Origin of the sequence: Vibrio sp. 03-59-1, from assembly GCF_013114135.1 — a bacterium.
Taxonomy (GTDB): domain Bacteria; phylum Pseudomonadota; class Gammaproteobacteria; order Enterobacterales; family Vibrionaceae; genus Vibrio; species Vibrio cortegadensis.
On sequence record NZ_VTYA01000039.1, the window covers coordinates 1 to 3,929 of the forward strand.

The 3,929-nt window shown below is 39.4% G+C and carries 5 protein-coding genes; all 5 read left to right on the forward strand.

What is annotated here, in order from left to right:
- Positions 1-114: 114 nt before the first annotated feature.
- A complete protein-coding gene (locus F0249_RS19480) occupies positions 115-675 on the forward strand; it encodes a nucleotidyltransferase family protein (RefSeq protein ID WP_171757570.1) in 561 nt (186 codons plus the stop codon).
- A 146-nt stretch (positions 676-821) separates the two neighbouring features.
- The gene (locus F0249_RS19485) at positions 822-1,373 is read left to right on the forward strand and encodes a VRR-NUC domain-containing protein (protein ID WP_171757571.1); all 552 of its coding nucleotides are present in this window, start codon (positions 822-824) and stop codon (positions 1,371-1,373) included.
- A gap of 137 nt (positions 1,374-1,510) precedes the next feature.
- Entirely contained in the window at positions 1,511-2,284 is a 774-nt protein-coding gene (locus F0249_RS19490) for a phosphotransferase (RefSeq protein ID WP_171757572.1), read from the forward strand.
- A gap of 143 nt (positions 2,285-2,427) precedes the next feature.
- The gene (locus F0249_RS19495) at positions 2,428-2,799 is read left to right on the forward strand and encodes a DUF4440 domain-containing protein (protein WP_171757573.1); all 372 of its coding nucleotides are present in this window, start codon (positions 2,428-2,430) and stop codon (positions 2,797-2,799) included.
- Positions 2,800-3,013: 214 nt separating this feature from the next.
- Complete coding sequence (locus F0249_RS19500; RefSeq protein WP_171757574.1) at positions 3,014-3,676, forward strand: hypothetical protein; 663 nt, start codon at positions 3,014-3,016, stop codon at positions 3,674-3,676.
- Positions 3,677-3,929: the final 253 nt, after the last annotated feature.

Below are 3,929 nucleotides of genomic sequence, written 5' to 3' on the forward strand. Positions count from 1 at the left end.
GATTCGCAACGCTTGGCGGCTTCAGTTCAAAGATATGCATCAGTGTTTATGGCATAATGTCTTGAGTGCAGTGGTAGCATTGCTCACCACTTAACGCGGCGTTAGTAGGTCAGGATGAATAAACAAAAACTCAAGCATCTAATTCACCAAGTTCCAGAGTTGATCGAAACAGCTGAAGTGTGCCTGGAAGTAGGGTTGCCAAACTTTTATATTGCAGGCGGTGCTATTACTCAAATCATCTGGAATAGTATCGAAAGTAAACCGCTTCTTGCTCAAGTTAAAGACTTTGATGTTGTCTATTTTGACAGCTCTAATCATGCTAACGAAGATGAATTCAAAAATCGTATTTGTTCACGGTTAAGTCATGGTGTCGTCGACGTTGATGTAAAAAACCAAGCAATCATACATGAGCGATATTCCAAGAAGTTTGGCTGTTCCATACAGGCATACGAGCGGGTTGAACAAGGTATCGAATCTTGGCTTTCTGCCTTTGCTATTGGGTTCACACTAGATAGCTCAGGAAACATTAAGTTGTTTTCCCCTTATGGGTTAGAGGACGCATTTAATATGTTGATCAAACCTAACAAAAAAGCAATGACAGAAGCTAACTACAACACAATGACCGCTGGCTATAAGGCTAGGTGGCATAACGTACAGGTGCTCCCTTGGAGTTGACCTACTAACAAACAATTTAAGAGGGATTCTCAACGCTTGGTATTTTTGCTTCTACTTCAATTTTAGTGTTTACGGTACAATGCGTTAGGTAGGGTGGTAGCGTTGTTCACCCCTTAATTGGGCGTTAGTTGCTCGAAGGGATAAGTATGAAGTTTAACGTCAAAGAAACGGTTTTCTCATATCCACAGTCAATGCTTGATGAGTGGAAAATTGGTCATAAAGAGTGGATCCCTGAGTCATTATTTGTACCAAACGAAGTGTACAATCAGCCTCGTTATCACTTTGGAGAATATTTTGCTCTGAAACAGTATTTGGATGCAGGTTGGCAAGGAACCGCTTATTACGCACTCGGGGACTGGGAACCAAATAATGTAAAATATGACCAAGGTCGGGCGATTGTCGCAAAGTACATTGATCCAATTCGATTAACGATTTTCAAAGCTTTAAGGCAAGGGTTAACTTCTGGAGAGCCCGATTTAATGCTGTACAAAGAGGATGGCTCAGTACTATTCGTCGAAGTGAAAAAAGAATCAGATCGTATTTCAAAATCTCAACTTATTTGTTTGGCTCAAATTAAATCAATTCTGGATTGTGATGTTGCAGTTACATATTTAACGGAAAGTAATAAAGTCTACAACGCAAAGACCTACGAGCTAGACATTTTTGAAGTTCCGCAGTCGTGGATAGAACGCAACTAACAAACAATTTAAGAGTGACTCCTAACGCTTGGCGAGTTCACTCTGATTTGAAATTTATGTTTACGGTGCAATGGTTTAGCTTGGGTGTTATAGCGTTGTCGCACCTTAATTGGGCGTTAGTTGCACAGGGAGGTTTCGTGGAAGAATTATCAGGCGGAAGAGAATCCGCAATATATCGAGATGGTGAAGTTGTCTATCGACCCCTTCAACCGTGGAGCCCTACAATTCACCGTATTTTGAAGCAACTTGAGCAAGAGAATGTGAGTGAATGTCCAAGATTCCTTGGTGTAAATCAAGATCAGGAAATCTTAAGTTTTGTCGCAGGTAAGACTTATAATTATCCGTTAGTCGGTGCAATCGCCACTACTGACGCCCTCATTTCTGCGGGTGAATTATTACGTAAAATACATGACTCAACAGTGCCACTTTTGGAGAAGATTGATATTAATGCTAGCGAGTGGATGCTAGAGCCAAGAGAACCTTTTGAGGTTATCTGTCATGGTGACTTTACTCCATACAATGTTGCTCTGTCAGAGAGTAAAGTTATTGGTGTATTTGACTTTGATACTGCACACCCAGCCCCAAGAATATGGGATCTAGCTTATTCAGTTTATTGTTGGTCTCCTTTCAAAACGGATAATAATGACAAGCTAGGTTCAATCTCAGAACAGGTGGTTAGAGCTAAGTTGTTCTGTGATAGTTACGGTGCAAGTGAGTCCGAAAGAAATCAATTAGCCGACGTAATGGTTCAGCGATTAGAGGCGTTAGTCTCGTTCATGCGAAGTGAGGCTGAAAATGGTAATGAATCCTTTGCTGAAAACATAGAGCAAGGTCATCTTCAAGCTTATCTAAATGACATAGAATATATCACTGATAATAAACAAAAAATTCAGTGCGCATTGTGCAACTAACAAACAATTTAAGAGTGATTCAGCACGCTTGGCATTTTTAGTTTGGGTTAAGTTCAGTGTGTACGGTGGTCAAATTGTGTGTCGTGGTCGTGTGCTTCACACCTTAATTGGGCGTTATATGTTTTTTCAGCATTGGAGAAATAATGGAAGTTCTAATTGAGCAGGAAATCGCTCTACATCAGTATGAAATTAGGCAAGATCCAAATGAAGTAGCAAGGTTGCTTCATTCTAGCTTTAAAGAGGTTGGGCGTTCGGGGCGTAGTTTTGATTACTTTTCTATTATGAGAATGATGCAAAATGAAGAGCCTTCAAATGGTCACATTCACTCTCAAGATTTTGAGTGTATTCTGTTAGAACCTTCAGTTCAGTTACTTTTATACAAATCAGTATGGGTTTCAAATTTAGGTGAAGTTAGCGCGTTTTCTAAGCGTTCGTCGATCTGGGTCTTTACTGGTCAAGCCTGGCAAATGAAATATCATCAAGGGACTCCATGCGCAGAGTTTGAACTCATTTGAACATTGTCTAGAGTTGAAAATTGTTGGTTATGCACCCTACATATAACAAAGCATTTAAGAGGGATTCTCAACGCTCGGCATTTTTGCATCTACTTCAAATTTAGTGTTTACGGTACAATGCTTTAGGTTGGGTGGAGGCGTTGTTTACCCCTTAATGCGGCGTTATGTAACAAAAACAACCACTTGAAGCATTATTTTAATTCGGGACAAATAAATGAGTAGTACAGAGTTAGACTCCGATTCAACTTATGAAGATTATTTAGAATCCATAGCGGAACTCGAAGAATATTTGTCGAAAAGGGACGACGTAGCAATTCGTTATACGAAAGACCGTATTAGAGAATATTATGACGAGTCCCCGCATTGCGGTGAGAACTTAGGACACTTAGTCTATGGTACCTTAGATGTTAGAGGTGTTAATGATATGGCAACTGTTGTGTTAGCTGTTTCCGCGATAGAAGTCCTCATTAAAGAAGTCATATTAAGACCTGTCATTAGTTGCTTAGTTAGCGATAAAATGATCAGCAAGTTCATGTGTGATGCGGTGATCAAACAGAGTGGTTTAGATAGGTTTAATCGTTTTGTCTTCTGGGTGTTTGATTCACTTTTTGCGGTTACAGATAATGTCTGTGACTTTAAACGTGAAGGTGCAAAATTGACTATATGGCAAGAACGTTCTTATATACAAAAAGTTAGAAATGAGATAGTACATAAGGGAAAAGTATGTACAAAAAGTGACGCTGAACTAGCGATGGGACTTCTTAATGAATTTGAATATTTATACAGAGATGTGCTTTTCTGTTTAGGTTTAACAATCAGTTTAGATGATGACAACCTATATACAATCAGCCCTATTAGAGGAACACTTGTTACATAACAAACAATTTAAGAGTGACTCCTAACGCTTGGCTGCTTCACTCCGGTTTGAATTTTGTGTTTACGGTGCAGTGGTTTAGTTTGGGTGTTACAGCGTTGTCGCACCTTAATTGGGCGTTAGTGCGCAGAGCACATTACTCCTAGATATCTATAAATGAACATTCTAAATTAGAATCTCTAATATCAATGAAATCAAAAGGAAGTGTATGTTTAGTCATATGATGCTTGGCACGAATGATGTAGCTCGTTCAAAG

Excerpts from the sequence above, each read along its gene's own strand:
- F0249_RS19500 (WP_171757574.1), top strand. The coding sequence starts at position 3,014 with ATGAGTAGTACAGAGTTAGACTCCGATTCAACTTATGAAGATTATTTA.
- F0249_RS19480 (WP_171757570.1), top strand. The coding sequence starts at position 115 with ATGAATAAACAAAAACTCAAGCATCTAATTCACCAAGTTCCAGAGTTG.
- F0249_RS19485 (WP_171757571.1), top strand. The coding sequence starts at position 822 with ATGAAGTTTAACGTCAAAGAAACGGTTTTCTCATATCCACAGTCAATG.
- F0249_RS19495 (WP_171757573.1), top strand. The coding sequence starts at position 2,428 with ATGGAAGTTCTAATTGAGCAGGAAATCGCTCTACATCAGTATGAAATT.